Source organism: Rhizobium skierniewicense (genome assembly GCF_014196515.1).
Classification (GTDB): Bacteria; Pseudomonadota; Alphaproteobacteria; order Rhizobiales; family Rhizobiaceae; genus Agrobacterium; species Agrobacterium skierniewicense.
In genome coordinates this window covers 283,515-304,877 of record NZ_JACIDV010000004.1, presented here as the reverse complement: position 1 = coordinate 304,877, position 21,363 = coordinate 283,515, and the positions used below count along the sequence as shown (strand labels likewise).

The following is a 21,363-nucleotide window of genomic DNA, read 5'->3' as shown; positions in this document are numbered from 1 at the left end:
CCGACGTGAAACTCTTCGCTACCGCGGATCAACAGACTGCGGCCCCTCTCATAATTACCCGCAGTATCCGTGCTTGCCTGAAACAACACAACGCACAAATTCGTTTCTTACATAATGGTAATTTACGACGCTTTTCTATCGATAGCCCCGTTTGCAACCTCTCATAGACGCATCGATGAGCACTAACGCAACGCTAATATAGAAAATGCCTTGGAATGGGCGCTTTGCCGGTTGATACCGGAATAAAAGCAGAACACGGTTCTGGCCTTTCACCGCCGAATCACTACATTGGGCCTCATGAGCAATAGTTTCGACGATATGCCGTTCTTCGACGAAGAACCTTCCGAGCCTCGCCGCCAACCTGCAACCTCTGACCAGGCGGGCGGTCTGGGAATTGCCGCGCGCGCCATGGCCGCCCGCGATCAGGGACGCGCGGCACCGGATTACCTCTCCGGCCTCAACCCCGAGCAGCGCGAAGCTGTCGAAACGCTGGAAGGGCCCGTTCTGGTTCTCGCGGGTGCGGGCACCGGCAAGACGCGCGTGCTGACCACGCGTATCGCGCATATTCTCGCGACCGGCCGGGTCTATCCCAGCCAGATCCTCGCGGTGACCTTCACCAACAAAGCGGCGCGCGAAATGAAGGAACGTATCGGCGTTCTCGTCGGCGGCGCGGTCGAAGGCATGCCATGGCTCGGCACCTTCCACTCCATCGGCGTCAAACTGCTGCGCCGCCATGCCGAATTGATGGGTTTGAAATCCGATTTCACCATTCTCGATACCGATGATGTCGTGCGCCTGTTGAAACAGCTCATCCAGGCCGAGGGTCTGGATGACAAGCGGTGGCCTGCAAAACAGTTTGCCGGCATGATCGACGGCTGGAAAAACAAGGGCCTGACACCGCCGGAAATTCCGGAAGGCGACAGCCGCGCCTTTGCCAATGGCAAGGGCCGTGAGCTTTACGCAGCCTATCAGGCACGTCTAAAGACGCTGAACGCCTGCGATTTCGGCGACCTGCTGCTTCACCCCATCACCATCTTCCGAAATCACCCCGATATTCTGAAAGAGTACCATCAGAAGTTCCGCTACATTCTGGTGGACGAGTATCAGGACACCAATACCTGCCAATATATGTGGCTGCGGCTTCTGGCGCAGCGCTCTAAGGGCCAGCCGCAAAACGTGTGCTGCGTGGGTGATGACGACCAGTCGATCTATGGCTGGCGCGGCGCCGAGGTAGACAATATCCTGCGTTTCGACAAGGATTTTCCCGGCGCAAAGGTCATCAAGCTGGAGCGCAACTATCGCTCCACCGAACATATTCTCGGTGCCGCCGGTCATCTGATCGCCCACAATGAAGGTCGCCTCGGCAAGACGCTGTTCACCGATCGCGCCGAACCGGATGATGAAAAGGTCGTTGTCCACGCCGCATGGGATTCGGAAGAGGAAGCCCGTGCCGTCGGCGAGGAAATCGAACAGCTTCAGCGCACCAAGCATCCGCTCAACAACATGGCGATCCTCGTGCGCGCCTCGTTCCAGATGCGAGAATTCGAAGACCGCTTCGTGACACTGGGCTTGAACTACCGAGTCATCGGCGGTCCGCGATTCTATGAGCGTCTGGAAATCCGCGACGCGCTGGCCTATTTCCGCCTTGTCTGCCAATCGGCAGACGATCTGGCCTTCGAGCGCATCATCAACACGCCAAAGCGTGGTCTGGGCGACACCACCGTGCGCAACCTGCATGATTACGCGCGCGCCCGCGACATTCCCATGCTGGCCGCCGCCGCAGACATCATCGAAACCGACGAGTTGAAGCCCAAGGCGCGCAAGGCGCTGTTCGACGTCGTCCAGGATTTTCGTCGCTGGCAGGGTCTGTTGGAAAACACCGAGCACACGGTGCTGGCCGAGCAAATCCTCGATGAAAGCGGCTACACCGCCATGTGGCAGGCGGACAAGACCGCCGAAGGTCCAGGCCGGCTGGAAAACCTGAAAGAGCTTATCCGCTCGATGGAAGCCTACGAGAGCATGCGCAGCTTCCTTGAGCACGTCGCGCTCGTCATGGACACCGAAAAGAACGCCGAGCTCGATGCCGTCTCCATCATGACGCTGCACTCCGCTAAGGGGCTGGAATTTGAAACCGTGTTTCTGCCCGGCTGGGAAGAAGGCCTGTTTCCCCACCAGCGCTCGCTGGATGAAGGTGGCCGCTCGGGTCTGGAAGAAGAACGTCGGCTGGCCTATGTCGGCATCACCCGTGCGAAACGCCGCTGCCACATCTGGTTTGTCTCCAACCGCCGTATCCACGGATTATGGCAGGCCACGATCCCATCGCGCTTTCTGGAAGAGCTGCCGCCAAACCATGTCGAAGTCTCTGCATCGGACAGCAACTACGGCGGTTATGGCGGGCGCGGTGGCTACGGCCATTCGCGTTTCGATGCAGCGGATCCTTTCACGAACAATTACTCAACACCCGGCTGGAAACGCGCACAGGCCAACAAGTCCGACGCGACCCGCGACAATTGGGGAAGCCGCTCCGGCCATTCTGTGGACAGGATCGGTTATGGCGAGAGCGGCCCGAAAAGCCGCACGATCGATGGTGAACTCGTTGCAAAATCCGTGGCCGACACGCCATCAAAATTTTTCGTTGGCGACCGCGTCTTTCACATGAAGTTCGGCAACGGAAATGTCGCCAGCGTCGAAGGAAACAAACTCACGATCGATTTCGACCGCGCTGGACAGAAGCGGGTTTTGGATGGGTTCGTAGAGCGGGCTGAGAAATCAGGCTAACGCGGCCTGCTTCATGCGCCTTCGTGTTTGAGGTAGCGCTGGCCGTTGGCTGGACGCTACCTCTATAACGTCACACCAATTTATTGCGCTATGGGTGTCTCGCCCGGTGTAAAGCCGATCAGGTACACAGCGGCCACCACGATGGCGAGAATGAAAATAGAGATGACGAAAATCGTCATGCGGTTCAGTGGTTTGCGGGTTGTTTTCTTCATGGCCAGATAACCATCCAAGACGATTTTGGTTCCCATGTAATGCTGCAGCGCGAAACACCGAGTGCATGCTTCAAGGAAAATCAATTTCGCTTCAAGGGCATATCGGATAGAGCTGAATCACAGTCTCAGCATTCGGCGTATCATGACCAACAATACCTCCACCCGGCTGAACCCGCTCCATATCGTCGCGGCGTTTGCAAGTGGGTGCCTCTTGACCCTGATGGTCCACTTCAATGGAATGCTCGCCCTTTACGGCAATGCGCTATTCTCATCCTGGACGGCGCATGGAACCGGAACCCTGGCGGCGATCCTCTATCTGGCGATCCTCTACAAAAAACCTGCTGGTGGAAAGCAGGCGCGGCCCAAGGCGCCGGTTTGGGCCTATTGCGGCGGCGTGTTCAGCGCAGCCATCGTGATGCTGACATCGACGGCCGTCAATTCGCCGCTCGCCCTCTCCGGCACGATCGCGCTGGGGCTTGGCGGTCAGGTCATCTTCAGCCTGATCGCTGATCTCTGGGGATTGTTCGGCTTGCCAAAACGCAGACCCGATCTGACCGACCTATGCGCTGTTGCTTTGATCCTCGGTGGTAGCACGCTCATCATTCTCGTGGGGAGGTCCGCATGACGCTCTGGATCGCCATGGCCTTCGCCGGAGGCTTGTTCGTCTCGGTCAGCCGCCAGATCAACGGTCGGCTCAGCCTGTCGAACTCGCCACTGATCGCATCCTTCTGGAACCATATCGTCGGTTTTATTGTGCTGACCGCATTGGGTCTCACGCTGGGCGGTCTGTGGCCGGAAGGTATCACCGATGCCCCCTGGTACGCCTTTGTCGGCGGGCCCATCGGTGTCGTCTTCATTGCATCGGGAAGCTGGCTTATTCCGCGCATCGGCGCCGTCAACACGGCGCTTCTCGTCATCAGCGGTCAGATGGTATCCGGCGTGTTGCTTGATCTCTTCAGCGATCAGCCACCGGACCTATGGGCCAGCGCAGCCGGCATATTGCTCATTCTCGGAGGAATGATGCTGACACAGCGCAGAAGATAGTCGAGGTCACGAATCCGTGTCACGACTTGAGAACATGCCGAACAGCGTCTTGCCTTTGCCGTTCGTGGTGGCACCGGCCGTCATCGCCGGGCGCCCGGCCAGTTTCGGTACGACCACGATACGCTTGACTTCACCACGTTTGAAAGCGGCCAGGAACCGCGAGTAATCCTTGAACACGACGCAGCCATTGGACTCGCCACGACGGGCCAGCATGTAGGTGTGTGCCAGAAGACCGTTGCGGCCGTGCGGATTGACACCGCTTTCCGGCGTCAGGCGAATGGCCTCGACACCGTGGAAGAGCGATTCACGCATCGTCAGCTTATAGCTCGAAGGCGGCGTGGCTCCGCGCATTTTGACATGCACGAAATCGGGATTGTCGCGCATCTTGCCGATACCGGAATGGGCTTCAAGCTTCTCGCCACTGGGCAGATGAACCACGCCTGCGGAAATATCATAAATGGCGGTACCGTTACCGCGATCAGGCCATGGAACCGCATCCATCTTTGTTTCACGCATCGGATTGTCAGGCCGAGCGAACGCGACCATGTTGGTTGCCGGACGTGGCTGAACCGGGACAGGTGCTGGCGCCTCAAGCTGTTTCTCGGCGAGCGACATTCTGGCGGGACGCGGTGTCGGCTCGACATCGACGGCACGCGCGATCTCAGGGCGGAAGTTCGGCAATGGAACGGTTTCCGGCAGCAGATCGATTTCGTCGTCTGTCGTCGTCTGTGGCTTGCCCAGCGCGACTTCGAATGCCGGGTGTTCCTTCGCCTGCGTTTCCAGCATGGCAAGTTCCGGATTATCCGTTTCGCGGCCAAGTGCCGAATCAACGATGGCGGCTGGGCGAAGTGCAGCCAAGGCCTGTATTGTCGCCTGGCCCTTTGCATTGATGGCGGCTGCGGCACCGAAACGGTCTGCAAACGCCTTGGCACCAATGTGATGCTCGGCTGCAAGACGGGTGCCTTTGAGACTGCTCTGTCCATGATCGGACAGGCGAGAGAATTTGCGAATGTGAACGTTGCGCTCAGCACTATCGAACACGCCGTGTTCCAGGCCGTCCAGATGCGACACCAGCCTTACGTCGAAGGGCTGCGTGCCATGCGACGCTTGTGCCATGCCATGAAGCGAAGCGAATGCCGTCATGGCGCAGACACTTGCGACGACCCCCCCGCTGATCAGAGCGGGAAGCCCACGCAGGCCGGACGCCTTGCGTTTCTTGGTGAGGGAAGCGCGGCCGACGCGCGTCTCATTATAGGCCACGACTGATGACGCCATGATACTCGTTACTCGAACCGTTTACGCAAAACCGGGACATTCCGGCGACAGTGTGTATGCCCAAAAAGCTGTGCGCGATGCGCGACGGCTTTGGTGCGGACAGGTTCGAAGCATGCCGAATTATGGTAACCAAAGTCTTTACAAGTCCCCTGAAAACGCAGTTCTTTGAAGCTTGCATGCTTTTCTCGCACTCTCTGCCGCCAATTGGCCACGCCAAGACGACGCGGAGACTGGTTAAGAGACTGGCGAGACATTTCGATCTGGATATACGTGATTCCCCACCGACACCTGCTCCCCTAAATGCCGACTTGGCCGAAAATTAGCTACAAATACGGCGGGTTTGCGGCAGACCCGGCGCCCGGTCATGGACGTATGGATTTCCACTTGATACCAGCCCCCTAGCTTGGCATCCTTGTTATATCACGTAGGAGAGAAAAATGAAGGCGCTGCTGCTGGTCGACATACAGAACGGGTTCTGCCCCGGAGGACATCTCGCTGTGGCGGATGGAGACAAGATCGTCCCGATTGCCAATGCTCTGATCGACAATGGCGGCTACGACCTCATCGTTGCCTCGCAGGATTGGCACCCCGCAAATCACGGCAGCTTTGCCTCCCAGCACCCCGGCAAACACCCTTTCGAGATGGGTGAACTCTCTGGAAAACCGCAGGTGTTGTGGCCTGACCATTGCGTACAGGAAACGTCAGATGCCGAGTTTCATCCGGACCTGAACACGGACACCTTCGATTACATTCAGCAAAAAGGTGAAAATCCGGCCGTCGATAGCTACTCGGCGTTTCGCGATAACGACCAGTTCGCCACGACAGGTCTTTCTGAATATCTGGAGCGGCAGGGTGTCACTGTGCTCGACGTTTGCGGGCTGGCGACGGACTATTGCGTCAGCTTCTCGGCCCTGGATGCTGTGGAGATGCTACCGGACGTCAAGGTTCGCTTCATCGAAGACGCCAGCCGCGGCATCGACCCTGAAGGAATCAGAAAAGCCATTGCTACGATGCGAGCAAAGGGCGTCTCCATCGTCAACAGCAGCGATCTTCTCAACGACTGAGTTGTATTCCGCAGAATTTTGCCGGACGTTTTGCCGCCAGCCTCCACAATCGGTTCGGCGCGTCGTTGGAGAAATGCGGCAGTAAGCATTGACCATATCCTTAAGGTTACCCCGCAACGACAAGCGGTCTTGCGACCGCAACAATTACGGGATCGGTCAGCGGCTTGGGACCGACCGTTCAAGCAGATCAATATCGGACGCCGCATACTCCATACGCTGTAAAACAGCCTCATGAGCGTCACGTAGGCCTTTGTTGTAGAAGACAGGGCCAATGACATCTGCGAGATGGTCCACCAGCATATCGACCTGAAGGGCGCCGATATCGACATCCAGCTCGTCATTAAGAAAACCGCGAAGGGCTGTGACCATGTCTGCCTTTTGCTGCTTTTCCAGTTTCAGGTCTTTCATCACCACTCCCTCGGTTGCACGGAACCTAGTCGATCGTTCAATCAAATCAATCCAATCTATTCCAGCAATTCGTTTGTCAGATGCCGTCTGCAACGATAGGAGCAGGATAGATTTCGGAGTATCTAACATATGTCAGATTTGACCTTTCGGTCCGGCCTCAAACTTGGCCTGCCGGTTGCCCTCGCCGTATTGCCCTTCGGCGCCCTGTTCGGCGCCGTGGCAATTGATAACGGCATGACCATTTTTGAGGCGACGTTGATGAGCGGCCTCATTTACGCAGGCGCGAGCCAACTTGTGGGCATCGAGCTGTTCAATCAGAACCTGCCCGCATGGCTGGTTGTTCTGTCGATCTTCGCCGTGAATTTTCGCCATGTGCTTTATTCCGCCGCCATGGTGCGCATCGTACCGGAATGGTCGTTCGCCAAGAAAGCATTTGGCTTCTTTTTCCTGGTAGATCCGCAGTTCGCTGAGGCCGTTCGCCTGAAGGAAAAGACAGGAAGCGTCAGCTACGCCTGTTACATAGGCTATGCCGCCATCGTCTATGTGCTGTGGATGATCTCCACCGTTCTCGGCGCATCGCTGGGCAATCTGATCGGTGATCCGAAGGCAGCGGGCTTCGATGTGCTGTTGCCCATCTACTTCATGGGCATGGTTTTAGGATTTCGCAAACGCGCCAGCTTCTACCCGGTCATGCTGGCCAGTGCCGTTGGCGCAATCGCCGCTTTCCATTTCGTCGGCTCTCCATGGCATGTCAGCATCGGCGCCATGGCTGGCATTCTCGTTGCTGTCATTTTTCCGCCCGCTCGCAGCGATGATGAACCGGCCCTGTCGAATGAGGAGGCAGTGCGATGAACGCGTTTTTCGATGCTCAAACCCTGTTCATTATTTTCGCAGGCGCAATCGCCACCTACATCACGCGTGTGGGCGGATATGTGCTGATGACGCGCATGAAGACCATCCCTCCCCGCGTCGAAGCTGGTCTCAACGCCGTGCCCGTGGCCGTTCTCACCACGCTCGTCGCACCCGCCTTTTTTGAAGGCGGATACGAGGTAAAGTTGGCGATGATTTTTGCGCTCATCGTGGGCCTGCGTTTTCCCGGCCTGATCATGCTGGGATCAGGCTGGGCACTCGCGGTGGCGATGCGCCACTTTTCTATCGCGTGAGCGTCTCTGTCGCGGCGGTCAGCCATTGCTGCACCTCAGCGTCGGAAATGAGCGGCATCAGCTTTTCGCGAACCTGCGCATGGTAGGCGTTCAACCAATCGAGTTCCTCATCGGTCAGGAGCGAGACGATGATAAGGCGGCGGTCGACAGGGCACCAGGTCAGTGTTTCGAAGGACAGCATCGGCAGCTCGCCACCCTCGACGGCCTGCGCCTCCCGCGTCCAGACAAGGTTCTCGATACGAATACCGAATGCACCGGGTCGGTAATAGCCCGGCTCGTTCGACAGGATCATGCCTGGAAGAATTTCCTGCTGCGAAACGCGGGAAATACGCTGTGGTCCCTCATGGACGGACAGATAGGAGCCAACGCCATGACCTGTACCGTGGGCGTAATCCGCACCGGCTTTCCAAAGCGCGATGCGCGCCAGGGGATCGAGATCACAGCCGCGCGTGCCAACGGGAAAACGCGCGACGCTGATGGCGATGAAGCCCTTGAGCACCAGCGTAAAGAACCGCTTCTGCTCTTCCGGCACGTTGCCGATGGCGACCGTGCGGGTGATATCGGTCGTGCCGTTGATATATTGCGCGCCGGAATCGACCAGAAACATCTCACCGTCATTCAAGGCCCGGTCGCTATCGGTGGTAACGCGGTAATGCATGATAGCGGCGTTTTCGCCCGCACCTGAAATCGTATCGAAGGAAATGTCCTTGAGCGGGTTCTGCAGCGTCTGACCAACCCTCGCCCGTATGGCCTCAAGTGCTGTTACCGCCTTGATTTCCGTCAGCGTGCCGGGCTGTTGCTGATCCAGCCACGCAAGAAACTCCACCATGGCAGCGCCGTCCTGTATGTGCGCTGCAGCCGAACCGGCGATTTCCGCCTCGTTCTTGCAGGCCCGTGGCAGCTTGACAGGATCGACCGCCTCCACGACCTGCCCACCGGCTTCGGTGATGGACAGCGTCAGCGCGACGGGCGTCACATCCACATCAGTCAGAATACGTCCGGCCGCACTGGCAATGGCATGCAGCCGTGCCTCGATATCGCCAGGTGGCAACAGCGTCGCCAGTGGCGCGAGATAGGCCTTGGCGTCCTCACCAACCTTGCGTTCATCCATAAAAAGATCGGCACTGCCATCGGCATAAATGATGGCGCGGGCCAAAGGATGCGGTGTATGCGGCACATCGTTGCCGCGAATGTTGAATGTCCAGGCGATGGAGGACGGGTCCGTCATCAGAACAGCGTGGGCTTTGCGCGCCGCGACAATCTCACCGATGGTCGTGACCTTCATCTGCGCCGGAATACCTGTTACGGCGTCGGGCTGAATGGTAACCGGCTCCAGCGGCTCGGCCGGGCGATCAGTCCATAGCGAATCCAGCGGATTTTCCGCGAGAAGCACGACCGAACCGCCCTTGTCCGCCAGCGCCTTTTCAAAACGCTTCACTTCGGCGCCGGTATGCAGCCAGGGGTCGATACCCAGACGAAAGCCTTCGGGAGCATTGTCCGCAAGCCATTTTGAAGGCGGTGCGCCCACCAGATCGCCGCCCCGGAAAGCTGCGGGATCGACCTGGGAAACGAGCTGCGTCGTATAGCGGCCATCGACAAAGACGATGGCTTCGAACCGCGTTACGAGTACGACACCCGCAGAGCCGGTAAAGCCTGTCAGCCATGCCAGACGCTCAGCCGATTCAGGCACATATTCGCCCTGATATTCATCGGCCCGTGGCACCAGAAAGCCATCGATTTCGAGCGCGTCGAAGGTCGCCCGCAGGGCGTCTACGCGGGCCTTGCCGAATTGCGGTGTGGATTTGTTTTCGAATGACTGGAACATGAGCTGCTTTCCGAATGCCTGATTTCGCATCGGACCTTATCGCGTCACACTTGCCAACGTCCAGACGAAAGGCGTGTCTTTACAACACTCAGTCCTTACGCAGGTGGATCGTGACCCAGCCATTGCGCCACAACGTGCGGACGTGGCTGAGATGCATGCCATTATAGGCAGACAGCACCTTCCAGCGCTGCGATGCGAGAATGCCTGATAGAATGACCGTACCGCCCGGCGCCAAATGCGTGACCAGTTGCGGCGCCATTTTGATCAGCGGTCGCGCCAGGATATTGGCGATGATGAGATCAAACGGTCCGTGCTTGCGAAAGGCATCCGAGTGGAAACCGGGGGCTGTTTCCAGCGACATTCCCGAGACGATGCCGTTCAGCCGTGCATTTTCCTTCGCCACCTTGATGGCGATGGGGTCGATATCCGTCGCAAGCACAGGCACCGGCCGCATCTTGGCAACGGCGATGGCGAGAACACCACTGCCCGTGCCGAGATCCAAAGCATTGCGAACGGTCCTCGCCCGCAAGACCTGCTCGATCATCTCCAGGCAACCGGCCGTCGTGCCGTGGTGCCCTGTGCCGAAGGCTTGGCCCGCTTCGATTTCGATGGCCAGATCGTTGATGCGGACCTTGTCGCGGTCATGCGAGCCGTGGACAAGGAATCGCCCTGCCCGCACCGGCGTCAGGCCTTCCAGCGATTTGGCGATCCAATCCTCATCTGGAATGACTTCGCGCATGAGTGTCAGATGTGGAAATGCAGACGCCAGCGCCTCGGTCACACGGTCGCGAACCTCGTCCTCATCATTTTCATAGAGATAGACCGAGGTTTCCCAAATGTCGCGCTTCTCATCCACCTCGGTGTTGGCGATGGCTATATCTTCTTCACCAAAGACCTCAGACAGCAAATCGAGAACATCGCCCGATTGAACTTCGGTGGTGGACACATAAAGACGGATTTCGCTCACGGCTGAGACTTTCTAAGCAAATGTTTCAGCTGTCAGCCTTTGCCATAAAAGCGGCAGCAGTCCAATGGACCGCAGGTGCGATTATCAATCAAAGATCAGGTCTTGGTGAGATTTTGCAGCTTCTTGATAGCGACGTCGGAGTTTTCACCATAGGCGATGGTGCCTGCGAAGCGTCCCTTCGCGTCCAGCAGTATAACCGATGCGGTATGATCCATGGTGTAATCGCCGCTCGGGTCCTTGTCATCCACAGGGACCTTCTTGGCATAGATGCGGTAACCCTTCAGCGTTTCGGCAATCTTTTCCGGCGTACCGGTAATACCGATGATGCGTTTGGAAACATTGGGAACATACTGGTTGAGAATTTCGGGCGTATCCCGCTCAGGGTCGACGGATACGAAATAGGCCTGCATCTTGTCGCCTGCCGGGTCAACCTTTTCCATCCAGCCATTCAGTTCGAACAGCGTGGTCGGGCAGACTTCGGGGCAATGGGTAAAGCCGAAGAACAAAGCCGTCGGCTTGCCCTGAAAGGCTTTCTCCGTAATCGGTTGGCCGTTCTGTGCAACCAGCTGGAAGGGAACGCCGTAGACTTCCTCGACCATCTGCTCGCGGCCCTTGGTCAGTTCCATTGTCAGCCAGCCCATGACACCGATCAGAACGACGACAGCACCCCAAAGCGCAATACGAATATTTTTCATGCCATTCCCCGATCAGCAATGAGCCAGCTTTCCTGACATGCTTCTAGACCAGCACCATAAAGGTCTGCAATTCAGGAAATGTCACATTGCGCTCACCGCGCTGTTTTGTCTCAAATGCCGAGGCACTCAAAGGCACCAGGCGATCCCGCTTTGAACGGCAGACAGGAATATATCCGTTCCATGGCGCATCCATCCCTGAAACGTCAAGACAGCCAGAAGCAATGCTGCGCCGGTAGCAACCGCGAAACCAAGCATTTTGAACTGAGACGCGAGTACAGATTTCATGCTTTGTCTATACCGCCAAACAAGCCCGCGTGGAACCGTAAATAACGCACGTCTCCTGGCTCTTTACAGCAGTCCGTTAGGGAAAGTTTAAATTGTTTTCGGGCATGATGCTCGTCAGCGGTCCGCCATAGGCGCAAGACATGATGTCACCGGACGATTTTCCGACACCGCATTACCACCGAAATAGAAACGGCCAGCCAGAGAGCCGTGAGGAAAAGTTCAGACCATGTCAAACGCCATCAAGCAATCCGGCGCATATCTTGAAATCGTTTCCTTCCATCTCGGCGATCAGGAATTCTGCATCGATATCATGGTGATTCGCGAAATTCGCGGCTGGGCACCGGTGACACCGATGCCGCACACGCCACCTTATGTTCTGGGCCTCATCAACCTTCGCGGCGCGGTTATTCCGGTCATCGACATGGCGTGCCGCCTGGGCATGAAGATGACGGAACCATCCGAGCGCTCCGCCATCATCGTCACGGATATCGGCGGCAAGCTGGTCGGCCTTCTGGTCGAACAGGTCTCCGACATGATGACCATCAAATCCGAAGACCTTCAGCCCGCGCCTGAAATCATCCCGGAAGACCAGCGCAATTTCTGCCACGGCATCGTGGCGCTGGAAAAGAGCATGGTCTGCTTCCTCAACCTCGACACCGTCATCGCCGACGAGCTTTCGCGCGAAGCCGCTTGAGGCCAAAGATACACGAAGAACGCAAACGGCGAGCATCACAGCTCGCCGTTTTTGTTTTCAACGCTCTCTCATCGGTCATACCGGGCGTGAGCCGTTACCCTGCTGCGTTGCCGGAAACCTTACGGCTTTCCATTCTTCCATGTTACCGCCTGCCCATAGAGCGGCACGGTCGAAATCGCCATCTTGGCGGAACCGTCGGTCAATTCGCGGGTGTGCACGAGGTATATCAGCGTGTCGTTCGGCTTGTCGTAAATGCGGTTGACGACCATCTTCTTCCAGACCAGAGACATACCCTGCCGGAAGACTTCCTCGCCCTTTGTGCCAAGATCGATGTCGCCCACTTCCACGGGGCCGGTCTGGCTGCATGAAATGGCGTTGTTGGATGGATCTTCGAACCAGTTGCCGTTCTTCAGCCGGTCGATCACACCCCGATCGAAATAGGTCACGTGGCAAGTCACACCCTTGACCTCGGGGTCGGCAATCGCCTCGACGACAATGTCGTTGCCTGTCCAATCGACACCAACTTTTCCCACCACCTGTGCAACAGCGCCGACAGGCAGAAGAACGAGGCCCGCAGCCACAATGGAACGAAACGCTTTAGCCATTACCCTAACCCCTTTGATGCACTGACATAGAGATAGGTCTGCGACGGCGGACAACAAGGCGTGATATCAGCGTTTTCTCATAGTACAGGGTGCATAGCCAGTGGCATGAAGCCGCCCGGTCACCATACCGATCTTTTCCGGTATATGGTGGATATGTTCGACGGCAAGCTCTTTGGCCGCCGCGATCGATGCAGCCGCACAGACGACGGCATCTTCTGCGGCATTGTGGTGTACGAAACGCAGTTGCAGATGGTGGGCAATGATGTTGAGTTTGTGCGACGGCAACGACGGCCAGACGCGCTGTGACATCTTCACGCTGCAGAAATAGGAGAGCTGCGGGTAGCTCTGGCGATATTTGTCGAAACTTGCCCGCATCACGCTGAAATCGAAGGCTGCATTATGGGCAATCATCGTCGCATCGCGGAGATCATCGGCGAACTCGTCCATCACCTCGGGAAACTCCGGCGCGTCTTCCACATCCCGAGGCTTTATGCCGTGAATGGCGACGTTGAACGGCGAAAACCGCATGTCCTTCGGACGGATCAACCGCTCCTCCACCCGCACGATTCGTCCGTTTTCGATCCATGCCAGACCGACAGAGCATGCGCTGCCGCGCTCCTCATTGGCGGTTTCGAAATCGATGGCGATGGTTTTCAAAGGTGATCCTCGGTTGTTCTTTGCACGGCATAAAGCAAACGATCGCGAAAATGAACCGCCCCGCAGGAACCGGGTGGTACCGCGTATGTCAGCGGATTAAACAAGAGCCAGAATCAACGACGAGGGTATATCAAACATGGTCGTGCAGAAACAGATGAACGCGACCGAATGGGCGTTGCTGGTTGCCCTGTCGATCCTGTGGGGTGGATCGTTCTTCTTCGTCGGCATCGCCGTGAAAGAACTGCCACCAGTGACCATCGTTACACTGCGCGTCTCCATCGCTGCGCTGGCCTTGCTCACCGTCTGCGGCATCATGGGCTACCGAATGCCCAGAGCCCCAGGGGTACTGGGCGCCTTCTTCGGCATGGGGCTGCTGAACAACATCATTCCCTTCTGCCTTATCGTCTGGGGCCAGACCCATATCGCCAGCGGCGTCGCCTCCATTTTCAACGCCACCACGCCGCTCTTTACCGTCATCGTCGCACATATGCTGACGAGCGACGAAAAGCTGACCATCAACAAGCTGGCAGGCATCATCATCGGCTTTGCCGGCGTCGCCACCATGGTCGGCCCGGCTGTCCTCACAGGCGAAAGCTCCAGCCTATGGGGGCAACTCGCCATTCTGGGCGCGGCGATTTCCTATGCTTTCGCAGGCATTTTCGGGCGACGCTTCAAGACCATGGGCGTGCCACCGCTGGTTACCGCGACGGGCCAGATTTCCGCGTCCACCATCATGCTCACCCCTCTGGCGCTCATCATCGACCAGCCATGGACCCTCGCCATGCCAAGCGGCGAGGCATTGGCCGCACTCTTGGGTATAGCCCTTCTCTCCACCGCGCTCGCCTACCTCATCTTCTTCCGCATTCTCTCATCAGCCGGCGCCACCAACCTGGCCCTGGTGACATTCCTCATCCCCGTCAGCGCCATTCTGCTGGGCTCCCTGGTGCTGGGCGAACAGCTGGAAACAAAACACCTCATCGGCATGGCGATGATTGCCGGTGGGTTGGCGGCGATCGATGGGAGGGTGTTGCGCGGCAAACATGCCAGCTAAGGATTACGCTGCCTGGATTCGCGTGATGCTGGTCAGATGACGTGCGTCATGACCTTGACAGTCAGGATCGTGCCTTTAGACGTCCCCGTGAACAAGGCGGAGGGAAACGAACGTGAAGACATTGGCGCTGGTATCATCATTTGTTGGCAAAACATTTGCCGCTTGGGTTGTCCTGTTTGCGTTCCTCGGCTTTTTCTTCCCTGAAACGTTTAAGCAAATCGGCCCCTGGATCGTTACGCTCTTGTCCATCATCATGTTCGGCATGGGCCTTACTCTGTCGCTGGATGACTTCCGGGAGGTCGTCAAGCGTCCGTTCGACGTGACAATTGGCGTTATGGGGCAATTTCTGATCATGCCGCTGCTTGCAGTACTTCTGACACGCCTTATCCCCATGCCACCCGAAGTCGCTGCTGGCGTAATCCTGGTTGGCTGCTGCCCAGGTGGCACGTCCTCCAATGTCATGACCTATCTTTCCAAAGGCGACGTCGCGCTTTCTGTTGCCTGTACCTCGGTAACAACCCTCGCCGCGCCCATCATCACGCCATTTCTGGTGTGGATGTTTGCCAGCCAGTATCTGCCAGTGGATGGCTGGGCCATGTTCATGAGCATCATCAAGGTCGTACTCGTGCCACTCGCACTCGGTGCAGCCCTTCAGAAGCTCCTGCCAACCTTCGTCAAGGCTGCAGTCCCAGCCTTGCCACTGGTGAGCGTCATCGGCATCGTGCTGATCGTGTCCGCTGTGGTTGGCGGGTCCAAGGCGGCAATCGTGCAATCCGGGCTGATGATCTTCGCTGTCGTCATCCTTCACAACGGACTTGGTTATCTGCTCGGATTTTTTGCAGCAAAAGCCTGTGGTTTGACCCTTGCAAAGCGCAAGGCCATCGCCATTGAGGTCGGCATGCAGAATTCCGGACTTGGAGCCGCTCTCGCAACGGCATACTTCTCACCGCTTGCAGCAGTACCAAGCGCCATTTTTAGTGTTTGGCACAATATCTCGGGTGCGCTGCTGGCCAATTGGTTTGCCGGGCGTTCAGACGATGTAAAGGCTGATGGTTGAAGCAACAGGCCGGAGCCTGCTCAGCTGAAATGAAGCAGACAGCCCAGACAAACGAGCGCTGCTGCGCCTGAACGCGCGCGAACGCCCTACCCTGCGATCAGCGCCAGCCACTCATCCTCATCCATCGTCTGCACGCCGAGCTCGCGGGCCTTGTCCAGCTTGGAGCCTGCACCCGGACCGGCTACCACGTAGTCGGTCTTCTTGGAGACGGAGCCTGCCACCTTTGCACCCAGGCTTTCGGCGCGGGCCTTTGCCTCGTCACGGGTGAATTTCTCGAGCGAGCCGGTGAAGACGACCGTCTTGCCCGCCACGGGGCTTCCCTCCGTTGTCGGCTTTTCGGCTTCCTTCGGGCGAAGCTCCTTCATCAGTCTGTCGATGACATCGAGATTGCGCGGCTCCTTGTAGAATTCCACGACGGCGCGGGCCACGACTTCGCCGATACCGTCAATGCTGTTGAGCTCGGCCCACGCATCGCCCGTCAGATCAGCAGCAGCTTTCATGGCCTCCTCGAAATACGCGTAGGTGCCATAGGTGCGCGCCAGAAGCTTTCCCGTCGTTTCCCCAACATGGCGAATACCGAGCGCAAAAATCAGCCGGTGGAGATCGATCTCGCGGCGCGCATCGATCGCGTCGAAGAGCTTCTTCACGCTGGTTTTGCCAAAGCCGTCTATGTTTTCCAGCTTGGTGAGATGCGAGTCTTCCTGCCGCTTTTTGAGGGTGAAGATATCTGGCGCGGTCTTGATCGCCAGCGCCGGGTCTTCGCTCTCGAAAAAGAAATCGATCTGCTTGGTGCCAAGCCCTTCGATATCGAAGGCATTGCGCGAAACGAAATGCTTGAGGTGCTCCTTCGCCTGTGCCGAGCAGGCAAACCCGCCCGTGCAGCGAGTGACAGAATCGAGTTTGCCGGTTTTCTCATTGCGTTCGCGCACCGCGTGACTGCCACAAACCGGGCATTGCTTCGGAAATTCATAACGCCTTGAACCGGCCTCGCGCTTTTCCACCAGAACATCAAGCACCTGCGGAATAACATCGCCCGCACGCTGCACAATCACCGTATCGCCCACGCGGATATCGTGATCCTCGGGGCGAATGCGTTCGCCATTGTTGCCGATGCCCTCGATGTAATCGGCATTGTGCAGCGTCGCATTTGTCACCACAACGCCGCCCACGGTAATGGGCGTCAGCCGAGCGACCGGTGTCAGCGCGCCGGTGCGACCCACCTGTATCTCGATCTTTTCGACTGTCGTAAAAGCCTGTTCTGCCGGAAACTTATGCGCGGTTGCCCAGCGCGGGCTGCGAGAGCGAAAGCCAAGGCGCTCCTGCAAATCCAGACGGTCCACCTTGTAGACGACGCCATCGATATCATAATCGAGATCGGGTCGGGCGATGCCGATTTCCTGATAATGTTCAATCAGTTGCTGGCCGGACGTGAATCGCTTCATGAAGGGATTGACCGGAAAGCCCCATTCCCTGAACTTTTGCACGATACCGAACTGGGTGTCGGCAAGACGTGTGGGCTGACCGCCATCGGACACCTCGCCCAAGGCATAGGCAAAGAAGCGCAGCTTGCGTTTTGCCGTCACAGTCGCATCCAGCTGCCGCAGCGAGCCGGACGCGGTGTTGCGCGGGTTGACATAGGTCTGCTTCCCCTCAGCTTCCATCTGCGCGTTCAGGGCCAGAAAATCGCTCTTGGCCATATAGACCTCGCCGCGCACCTCCACCACGTCAGGCACGCCCTTCGGCAATGTGTTGGGGATTTCGGTGATGGTCATGATATTGGCCGTCACGTTCTCACCGGTGGTGCCATCGCCACGGGTCGCGGCGGTCTTCAACTTGCCGCCCTCGTAACGGATCGACATGGAGAGGCCGTCGATCTTCGGTTCCGCGGTGAAGGCAATCGAATCGTCCGGCGGGTTGCCCAGGAAGCGATAGACCGAGGCCACGAAATCCTGGACGTCTTCATCGGAAAACGCGTTACCAAGCGACAGCATGGGGCGCGCATGAACGATGGGCGCGAAGGTGGGCAGCGGCGCGAAGCCCACTTTCCTGGATGGGCTGTCGGCTCGCACAAGATCGGGGAATGCCGCCTCGATCGCGTCATTGCGGCGCTTCAGCGCATCATATTCGGCGTCAGAGATCTCCGGCGCATCATTGCCGTGGTAGAGTGCGTCATGCCGCTCAAGCTCTGCCGCCAGAAAGGCAAGCTCGGCAGAAGCCTCGAGCTCGGACAGTTTTTCCACCGGGGTTTGATCTTCGGACATCGGGCAGGCCTCTTGCGTGAACAGAATTCGTTTTTAACGAAGGTGGGCCACTTTTCAACATCCTGCTTTCCGGTACTCTGAAAATCGGGACTGAATCACAAAGGGAATATCCGCATGGACTTCATGACGTTGGTCGCCTTTGCCGCTGCCTTCCTCGTTTTCGCCGCCAGTCCCGGGCCCGACAATATGACTATCGTGGCGCGCACCATCACTCATGGCGCGGCATCCGGCCTTGCCTATGGCGCGGGCACCGTCGCGGGCATCCTGATTTTCCTGACCCTCGCCGCCTTCGGCCTATCCATCCTGGCTGCAGAAATGGGAACATTGATGACCGTCCTCCGCTCCGCAGGTGCGGCGTACCTGATCTGGATGGGCATCAGATTATGGACGGCAGAACCGGTTGTGTCTGATCTTCACTCTGTCAAAACACGCGGCAGCTTGTTGTCGATCTTCGCGACCGGCATGGCGCTCAATCTCGGCAATCCAAAAATGCCGTTGTTTTATGTGGCGCTGCTGCCAAATGTCGTCGGAGCATCGCTGACGGTCGATCATCTCGCCGTATTGGCCAGCGTCATTCTCTGCGTCGAGGCCATCGTCATCGGTGGCCATGTGGCATTGGCCGTGCGTGCTCGCAGCTTGCTGCGCTCGCCTAAAATCGTGCGGCAGGTCAATCGGACAGCGGGCGGGGTCATGATCGGTTCGGGCGTGGCGGTGGCAGTGAGCCGCTAATCCTTAGCCGCCAGCAAACGCGCGGCCGCCGCCCTCGCCTCATCCGTCACGGAAGCACCGGCCAGCATGCGGGCAATTTCTTCGGTGCGGTGTTCGGGCTGCATGGTCGCAACGCGGGTGGCAATGCGGTCGGTGCCATCGCCGGATGGTCCCTTGGAGATCAGCAAATGTGTGGCTGCGCGCGCGGCCACCTGCGGCGCGTGGGTGACGGACAGAACCTGCACGGTTTTCGACAGGCGTTTCAATCGCTGGCCGATGGCATCTGCCACCGCACCACCGACGCCCGTGTCGATTTCATCGAAGACCAGCGTCGGGGCAGACCCGCGATCTGCCAACGCCACTTTCAATGCCAGCAGGAAGCGCGAAAGTTCACCGCCAGACGCCACTTTCATGATGGGTCCGGGGCGTGTGCCGGGGTTCGTCTGTACGTGGAACTCCACGACATCGATGCCCTCAGCCGTTCCGGAAGATGCATCGCTGGTGACTTCCACGGTGAAGCGCGCACGCTCCAGCTTCAACGCGGGCAGCTCGGCCATGACGGCTTCGGAAAGTGCCGACGCCGCATGATGTCGTTTGTCCGACAATGATTGAGCGGCCCGATCGAAATCGGTTTTCACGACGGCCAGATGCTTTTCAAGCTGGGCCAGCTTTTCCTCGCCCGCATCCAGATCGGCGAGATCAGCCACCATGCGTTCGGCCAAGGCCGGAAGTTCGGTCACAGGCACGGAATATTTGCGGGCGGCGGCGCGCAGACCAAACAGGCGCTCCTCGACGCGCTCCAGCTCACGCGGATCGAATTCGGTGCGGCGCAATGCCGATTCGACTTCCATCTGCGCGTTGGAAAGGTTGTCCAGTGCGGCATCCAGCAGTTGAACGGTTTCTTCCAGCAGGCCCGGTGCTTCATGGCTCTTGCGCTCCAGTCGCCGCATCATGGATGCGATGACGGGCACAGGCGAAGCATTGCCGTTCAGAAAATCGCTCGCCTCGGCGATATCGCCTGCGATGCGCTCCGACTTCTGCATGACGGCGCGGCGTTCGGCCAATTCGTCCTCTTCGCCATCCGTTGGTGCCAGTATTTCGAGCTCCTCGACCGAGGCACGCAGATAATCCGCCTCGCGGGCGGCGGCCTCCACCTTGGCGCGGTGAGCCTTCAGGCCACGCTCGGCATCTTTCCAGGTGCGGTAAAGCCCCTGTACCGACACGACGTCCTCGCTCAATCCGGCAAAGGCATCCAGAAGCGTTCGGTGCGCATTGGTGTCCACCAAGGCGCGGTCGTCGTGCTGACCGTGGATTTCGACCATGTGCTGGCCAAGCTGGCGCATCAGTTGGACGGAAACAGCCTGATCGTTGACATAGGCCTTGGTGCGCCCATCAGCGGACTGGACACGACGGAAAATCAGATCACCGTCATCATCGAGACCGTTGTCCCGCATCATCAGACGGGCGGGATGCTCCATGCCCACTTCGAAGGTGGCCGTGACCTGGCCCTTGTCTTCGCCATGGCGCACAAGACCGCCATCGCCGCGCCCGCCAAGGGCAAGCGACAGACTGTCGAGAAGAATGGATTTGCCCGCGCCCGTTTCGCCGGTCAGCACGGAAAGGCCGGCCTCGAACCCAAGGTCGAGCCGTTCGATCAGAACGATGTCGCGGATCGATAGCTGGACCAACATGAATTATGCTCTGCTCTCAGGCACCCACAAGCTTCTTGCCGGCGCGGGAAATCCACGATTCCTTGTTTTCGCGTGGCTCAAGTCCCTGCCCCTTCAACAGCTTGTAGGAATCGTCATACCACTGGCTGTCGGGGTAGTTGTTGCCAAGAACGGCAGCAGCCGTCTGCGCCTCGTCCGTCAGGCCCATTGCATAATAGGCTTCGGCGATGCGTGCCAGCGCTTCTTCGATCTGGTTGGTGTTCTGGTACTGTTCGATAACGATACGGAACCGGGAAACCGCAGCGAGGTATTCCTTGCGCTCCAGGTAATAACGGCCAACCTGCATTTCACGGCCTGCGAGCTGGTCACGCGCGAAACGGATTTTCGCCTGGGCGTCGGGCACATATTCCGATGTCGGATAATCGTTGACGACCTTGTTCATCGCATCGATGGTGCGCTGCGCGGCGCGCTGGTCCTGTGTTACGTCCGCTATCTGCTTGGAATAGGCAAGACCAATCATATACTGAACGTAGGCGGCATCCTTGGCGCGCGGGTACTGCTTGAGAAAGCGCGAACCCGATGCGATAGCCACTTCGTTCTTGCTCTGGCGCGTCGCGATGAACGTGTTCATCACCAGGGCCTTCTGGCCCCACTCCGTAAATGGATACTGCTTGTCGATGGCGGAGAACTTGCGACCGGCCTCGGTCATGTTGCCAGCATTCATGTTGGCGAGACCCTGCTTGTAGAGCACGTCTGGTGGATCGGTCTCGACACCAAGCTTGGTGATGTCGATATCGGGATCGGATTGGCAAGCCGTTACCAGCGTTCCGGCGCCGATCAGCATCAGCGAAACGAGCACTCCCCGCACCGTTCCATTCATCGCACCAGACACTACACGCTTCATTCGTCAGTTCCCACTTCCTGCGTCACAACAGAACATCGGC

22 protein-coding genes are annotated in these 21,363 nt (G+C 58.0%); 10 read left to right on the top strand and 12 right to left on the bottom strand.

Annotated features, from left to right (window positions below; genetic code table 11):
• Positions 1-297 precede the first annotated feature (297 nt).
• Complete coding sequence (locus GGQ73_RS08410) at positions 298-2,778, top strand: ATP-dependent helicase (RefSeq protein WP_183895516.1); 2,481 nt, start codon at positions 298-300, stop codon at positions 2,776-2,778.
• Positions 2,779-2,858: 80 nt separating this feature from the next.
• On the opposite strand, the gene GGQ73_RS08405 is transcribed toward GGQ73_RS08410, so the two are convergent.
• Positions 2,859-3,026 (bottom strand): hypothetical protein, encoded by a 168-nt coding sequence (locus GGQ73_RS08405; protein ID WP_183895700.1) that lies wholly within the window; start codon positions 3,024-3,026, stop codon positions 2,859-2,861.
• Between the two features lie 106 nt (positions 3,027-3,132).
• On the opposite strand from GGQ73_RS08405, the gene GGQ73_RS08400 reads away from it, so the two are divergent.
• Complete coding sequence (locus tag GGQ73_RS08400; RefSeq protein ID WP_183895514.1) at positions 3,133-3,615, top strand: DMT family transporter; 483 nt, start codon at positions 3,133-3,135, stop codon at positions 3,613-3,615.
• Positions 3,612-4,034 (top strand): DMT family transporter, encoded by a 423-nt coding sequence (locus GGQ73_RS08395; protein ID WP_183895513.1) that lies wholly within the window; start codon positions 3,612-3,614, stop codon positions 4,032-4,034. Before GGQ73_RS08400 ends, GGQ73_RS08395 begins: the two co-directional genes overlap by 4 nt.
• Positions 4,035-4,040: 6 nt before the next feature.
• Here the strand turns inward: GGQ73_RS08395 and GGQ73_RS08390 are convergent, their stop codons facing one another.
• A complete protein-coding gene (locus GGQ73_RS08390) occupies positions 4,041-5,309 on the bottom strand; it encodes a DUF2778 domain-containing protein (protein ID WP_174153493.1) in 1,269 nt (422 codons plus the stop codon).
• Between the two features lie 437 nt (positions 5,310-5,746).
• Between GGQ73_RS08390 and pncA the strand changes: the two genes are divergently transcribed.
• Positions 5,747-6,373, top strand: coding sequence for a bifunctional nicotinamidase/pyrazinamidase (gene pncA / locus GGQ73_RS08385; RefSeq protein ID WP_183895511.1), 627 nt, complete (start codon positions 5,747-5,749; stop codon positions 6,371-6,373).
• Between the two features lie 156 nt (positions 6,374-6,529).
• On the opposite strand, the gene GGQ73_RS08380 is transcribed toward pncA, so the two are convergent.
• Positions 6,530-6,781 carry a DUF2164 domain-containing protein gene (locus GGQ73_RS08380; protein WP_183895509.1) on the bottom strand — a complete coding sequence of 84 codons (252 nt, stop codon included), beginning with the start codon at positions 6,779-6,781 and terminating at the stop codon, positions 6,530-6,532.
• 129 nt (positions 6,782-6,910) lie between these two features.
• On the opposite strand from GGQ73_RS08380, the gene GGQ73_RS08375 reads away from it, so the two are divergent.
• Positions 6,911-7,633 carry an AzlC family ABC transporter permease gene (locus tag GGQ73_RS08375; protein ID WP_183895507.1) on the top strand — a complete coding sequence of 241 codons (723 nt, stop codon included), beginning with the start codon at positions 6,911-6,913 and terminating at the stop codon, positions 7,631-7,633.
• The gene (locus GGQ73_RS08370) at positions 7,630-7,944 is read left to right on the top strand and encodes an AzlD family protein (protein WP_183895506.1); all 315 of its coding nucleotides are present in this window, start codon (positions 7,630-7,632) and stop codon (positions 7,942-7,944) included. The genes GGQ73_RS08375 and GGQ73_RS08370 overlap by 4 nt, the downstream gene beginning before the upstream one ends.
• On the opposite strand, the gene GGQ73_RS08365 is transcribed toward GGQ73_RS08370, so the two are convergent.
• The 4 genes from GGQ73_RS08365 to GGQ73_RS08350 form a co-directional block, all read right to left on the bottom strand.
• Positions 7,934-9,769: an aminopeptidase P family protein gene (locus tag GGQ73_RS08365; RefSeq protein ID WP_183895505.1), complete on the bottom strand. Its 1,836-nt coding sequence runs from the start codon at positions 9,767-9,769 to the stop codon at positions 7,934-7,936. The two genes, GGQ73_RS08370 and GGQ73_RS08365, sit on opposite strands and share 11 nt — an antisense overlap.
• An 88-nt stretch (positions 9,770-9,857) precedes the next feature.
• Positions 9,858-10,736 (bottom strand): 50S ribosomal protein L11 methyltransferase, encoded by an 879-nt coding sequence (locus GGQ73_RS08360; protein WP_174153499.1) that lies wholly within the window; start codon positions 10,734-10,736, stop codon positions 9,858-9,860.
• A gap of 95 nt (positions 10,737-10,831) precedes the next feature.
• On the bottom strand, positions 10,832-11,431 hold the full coding sequence (locus GGQ73_RS08355; protein ID WP_183895504.1) for an SCO family protein: 600 nt from the start codon (positions 11,429-11,431) through the stop codon (positions 10,832-10,834).
• Between the two features lie 126 nt (positions 11,432-11,557).
• Entirely contained in the window at positions 11,558-11,716 is a 159-nt protein-coding gene (locus GGQ73_RS08350; RefSeq protein ID WP_183895503.1) for a hypothetical protein, read from the bottom strand.
• Positions 11,717-11,942: 226 nt separating this feature from the next.
• Here GGQ73_RS08350 and GGQ73_RS08345 point away from each other — a divergent pair, with 226 nt between their 5' ends.
• The gene (locus GGQ73_RS08345; RefSeq protein WP_174153501.1) at positions 11,943-12,410 is read left to right on the top strand and encodes a chemotaxis protein CheW; all 468 of its coding nucleotides are present in this window, start codon (positions 11,943-11,945) and stop codon (positions 12,408-12,410) included.
• Positions 12,411-12,529: 119 nt separating this feature from the next.
• Here the strand turns inward: GGQ73_RS08345 and GGQ73_RS08340 are convergent, their stop codons facing one another.
• Entirely contained in the window at positions 12,530-13,015 is a 486-nt protein-coding gene (locus GGQ73_RS08340; protein ID WP_183895502.1) for a CreA family protein, read from the bottom strand.
• 66 nt (positions 13,016-13,081) lie between these two features.
• Positions 13,082-13,672, bottom strand: coding sequence for a 3'-5' exonuclease (locus GGQ73_RS08335; RefSeq protein ID WP_174153503.1), 591 nt, complete (start codon positions 13,670-13,672; stop codon positions 13,082-13,084).
• A 136-nt stretch (positions 13,673-13,808) separates the two neighbouring features.
• Here GGQ73_RS08335 and GGQ73_RS08330 point away from each other — a divergent pair, with 136 nt between their 5' ends.
• Both GGQ73_RS08330 and GGQ73_RS08325 read left to right on the top strand, forming a co-directional pair.
• Positions 13,809-14,723 carry a DMT family transporter gene (locus GGQ73_RS08330; RefSeq protein WP_183895501.1) on the top strand — a complete coding sequence of 305 codons (915 nt, stop codon included), beginning with the start codon at positions 13,809-13,811 and terminating at the stop codon, positions 14,721-14,723.
• A gap of 112 nt (positions 14,724-14,835) precedes the next feature.
• Positions 14,836-15,780: a bile acid:sodium symporter family protein gene (locus GGQ73_RS08325; protein ID WP_183895499.1), complete on the top strand. Its 945-nt coding sequence runs from the start codon at positions 14,836-14,838 to the stop codon at positions 15,778-15,780.
• A gap of 86 nt (positions 15,781-15,866) precedes the next feature.
• Here the strand turns inward: GGQ73_RS08325 and ligA are convergent, their stop codons facing one another.
• A complete protein-coding gene (gene ligA, locus GGQ73_RS08320; RefSeq protein ID WP_183895497.1) occupies positions 15,867-18,041 on the bottom strand; it encodes an NAD-dependent DNA ligase LigA in 2,175 nt (724 codons plus the stop codon).
• Between the two features lie 114 nt (positions 18,042-18,155).
• Here ligA and GGQ73_RS08315 point away from each other — a divergent pair, with 114 nt between their 5' ends.
• Positions 18,156-18,770, top strand: a complete 615-nt coding sequence (locus tag GGQ73_RS08315; RefSeq protein WP_183895495.1) for a LysE family translocator — start codon at positions 18,156-18,158, stop codon at positions 18,768-18,770.
• Here the strand turns inward: GGQ73_RS08315 and recN are convergent.
• Positions 18,767-20,440, bottom strand: coding sequence for a DNA repair protein RecN (gene recN / locus GGQ73_RS08310; protein WP_183895493.1), 1,674 nt, complete (start codon positions 20,438-20,440; stop codon positions 18,767-18,769). The genes GGQ73_RS08315 and recN overlap by 4 nt on opposite strands.
• Positions 20,441-20,456: 16 nt before the next feature.
• Positions 20,457-21,323 carry an outer membrane protein assembly factor BamD gene (locus tag GGQ73_RS08305; protein ID WP_174153509.1) on the bottom strand — a complete coding sequence of 289 codons (867 nt, stop codon included), beginning with the start codon at positions 21,321-21,323 and terminating at the stop codon, positions 20,457-20,459.
• Positions 21,324-21,363: the final 40 nt, after the last annotated feature.

What these genes read in the sequence shown, in the direction of transcription:
- GGQ73_RS08410 (WP_183895516.1), top strand. Translation starts at nt 298, where the DNA reads ATGAGCAATAGTTTCGACGATATGCCGTTCTTCGACGAAGAACCTTCC.
- GGQ73_RS08405 (WP_183895700.1), bottom strand. Translation starts at nt 3,026, where the DNA reads ATGGGAACCAAAATCGTCTTGGATGGTTATCTGGCCATGAAGAAAACA.
- GGQ73_RS08400 (WP_183895514.1), top strand. Translation starts at nt 3,133, where the DNA reads ATGACCAACAATACCTCCACCCGGCTGAACCCGCTCCATATCGTCGCG.
- GGQ73_RS08395 (WP_183895513.1), top strand. Translation starts at nt 3,612, where the DNA reads ATGACGCTCTGGATCGCCATGGCCTTCGCCGGAGGCTTGTTCGTCTCG.
- GGQ73_RS08390 (WP_174153493.1), bottom strand. Translation starts at nt 5,309, where the DNA reads ATGGCGTCATCAGTCGTGGCCTATAATGAGACGCGCGTCGGCCGCGCT.
- pncA (WP_183895511.1), top strand. Translation starts at nt 5,747, where the DNA reads ATGAAGGCGCTGCTGCTGGTCGACATACAGAACGGGTTCTGCCCCGGA.
- GGQ73_RS08380 (WP_183895509.1), bottom strand. Translation starts at nt 6,781, where the DNA reads ATGAAAGACCTGAAACTGGAAAAGCAGCAAAAGGCAGACATGGTCACA.
- GGQ73_RS08375 (WP_183895507.1), top strand. Translation starts at nt 6,911, where the DNA reads ATGTCAGATTTGACCTTTCGGTCCGGCCTCAAACTTGGCCTGCCGGTT.
- GGQ73_RS08370 (WP_183895506.1), top strand. Translation starts at nt 7,630, where the DNA reads ATGAACGCGTTTTTCGATGCTCAAACCCTGTTCATTATTTTCGCAGGC.
- GGQ73_RS08365 (WP_183895505.1), bottom strand. Translation starts at nt 9,769, where the DNA reads ATGTTCCAGTCATTCGAAAACAAATCCACACCGCAATTCGGCAAGGCC.
- GGQ73_RS08355 (WP_183895504.1), bottom strand. Translation starts at nt 11,431, where the DNA reads ATGAAAAATATTCGTATTGCGCTTTGGGGTGCTGTCGTCGTTCTGATC.
- GGQ73_RS08350 (WP_183895503.1), bottom strand. Translation starts at nt 11,716, where the DNA reads ATGAAATCTGTACTCGCGTCTCAGTTCAAAATGCTTGGTTTCGCGGTT.
- GGQ73_RS08345 (WP_174153501.1), top strand. Translation starts at nt 11,943, where the DNA reads ATGTCAAACGCCATCAAGCAATCCGGCGCATATCTTGAAATCGTTTCC.
- GGQ73_RS08340 (WP_183895502.1), bottom strand. Translation starts at nt 13,015, where the DNA reads ATGGCTAAAGCGTTTCGTTCCATTGTGGCTGCGGGCCTCGTTCTTCTG.
- GGQ73_RS08330 (WP_183895501.1), top strand. Translation starts at nt 13,809, where the DNA reads ATGGTCGTGCAGAAACAGATGAACGCGACCGAATGGGCGTTGCTGGTT.
- ligA (WP_183895497.1), bottom strand. Translation starts at nt 18,041, where the DNA reads ATGTCCGAAGATCAAACCCCGGTGGAAAAACTGTCCGAGCTCGAGGCT.
- GGQ73_RS08315 (WP_183895495.1), top strand. Translation starts at nt 18,156, where the DNA reads ATGGACTTCATGACGTTGGTCGCCTTTGCCGCTGCCTTCCTCGTTTTC.
- recN (WP_183895493.1), bottom strand. Translation starts at nt 20,440, where the DNA reads ATGTTGGTCCAGCTATCGATCCGCGACATCGTTCTGATCGAACGGCTC.
- GGQ73_RS08305 (WP_174153509.1), bottom strand. Translation starts at nt 21,323, where the DNA reads ATGAAGCGTGTAGTGTCTGGTGCGATGAATGGAACGGTGCGGGGAGTG.